Genomic DNA, 1,180 nt, shown 5'->3' with positions numbered 1-1,180 from the left:
TATATGGGGATTGATTGCTATACTATCAAACTTGAGGTTGATTTTTAAGCCATAAAAAAATGAAAGCAAGACGGAATACTATGACAATTATTATAGGCATTGATCCTGGCTCACGTATGACGGGCTACGGGGTTATTCAGCAAACGGGCGACAAGCTAACTTATATTGATGCAGGTACTATCCGTACTGACACAAAAGAGATGCCTGAACGTCTTAAGCGTATCTTTAATGGTCTAACTCGTATTACCCAGTATCATCTAAAATATGCCAATGAACCTATTTATGCTGCTATTGAGCAAGTATTTATGGCAGAAAACCCCGACTCTGCGCTCAAGCTTGGGCAAGCTCGCGGCGCTGCTATTGCAGCAATGGTCGCACTGGATTTAGAAGTATCAGAATATACCGCCCGTCAAATCAAACAAGCAGTTTGCGGTTACGGTGCAGCAGCTAAAGAGCAAGTACAAGAAATGGTTTGTCGAATATTATCTTTAGATGTGGTGCCACAAGCAGATGCTGCTGACGGCCTAGCCTGTGCTATCTGCCATGCGCACTCTAGTCATTCGATGAATAAATTATTGCTCAATAGCTCTATGCGTGGACGCGGTGCTTCTAAGAAAAAGGGCCGCTGGCGTCTAACCGAAGAGGACTTGGGGAATTTGCGTTAAGCACTTGTTTGTCCTATATATGAGCGATCAAGCAACACATTGTAATATCGGTAACCATTAAACAAAAAGCACGCGCTATCGCTATATAGGCACGTGCTTTTTATGGCCATGTTTTGCTTTTTAAGCTACTGTATTTAACTGGATACCGAACTTTCTATCACCATATCAAGCACATAAGCATACTTTGTATCTGTGTCGCCATCCGCTGCAAGCTTATAACGCTGCAAGCGCAATATTTCATCATGACCAGGGTTATGCTCATAACCTTCAATATTACCTTTGAACGCTGTCCACTCACCTTCGTCTATCTTAATACCTTGATCATCATAGGTAATAGGTTTTACTTGTAAACAACTCTGCGCCTTATCATTGGGGCAAAGTTTTGTGTTTGCGTCCACTGCCCAAAATATTGTTTCACCTCTACTATTATATTTTGCTTGCGCTGTCATTCTGCCTCTCCAAACGAGAGTAGTGCTGTCGCTTGTGATTTGAGTAAGAGTTGGAGGCGCCTCATT

2 protein-coding genes are annotated in these 1,180 nt (G+C 42.5%); one reads left to right on the top strand and one right to left on the bottom strand.

Annotation, left to right across the window (positions count from 1 at the left end; all coding sequences use genetic code 11):
• Window positions 1-80 precede the first annotated feature (80 nt).
• On the top strand, window positions 81-665 hold the full coding sequence (gene ruvC, locus ACS8FD_RS15695) for a crossover junction endodeoxyribonuclease RuvC (RefSeq protein ID WP_299219227.1): 585 nt from the start codon (window positions 81-83) through the stop codon (window positions 663-665).
• A gap of 134 nt (window positions 666-799) precedes the next feature.
• Here ruvC and ACS8FD_RS15690 read toward each other — a convergent pair.
• The coding region (locus ACS8FD_RS15690) for a DUF4377 domain-containing protein (RefSeq protein WP_439276531.1) at window positions 800-1,180 on the bottom strand (381 nt) is incomplete at its 5' end.

The sequence above is a fragment of the Psychrobacter sp. 1U2 genome, assembly GCF_051847575.1.
This window is presented reverse-complemented; position numbering and strand designations above follow the sequence as displayed.

Coding starts and splice junctions, on each gene's coding strand:
- ruvC (WP_299219227.1), top strand. CDS start 81: ATGACAATTATTATAGGCATTGATCCTGGCTCACGTATGACGGGCTAC.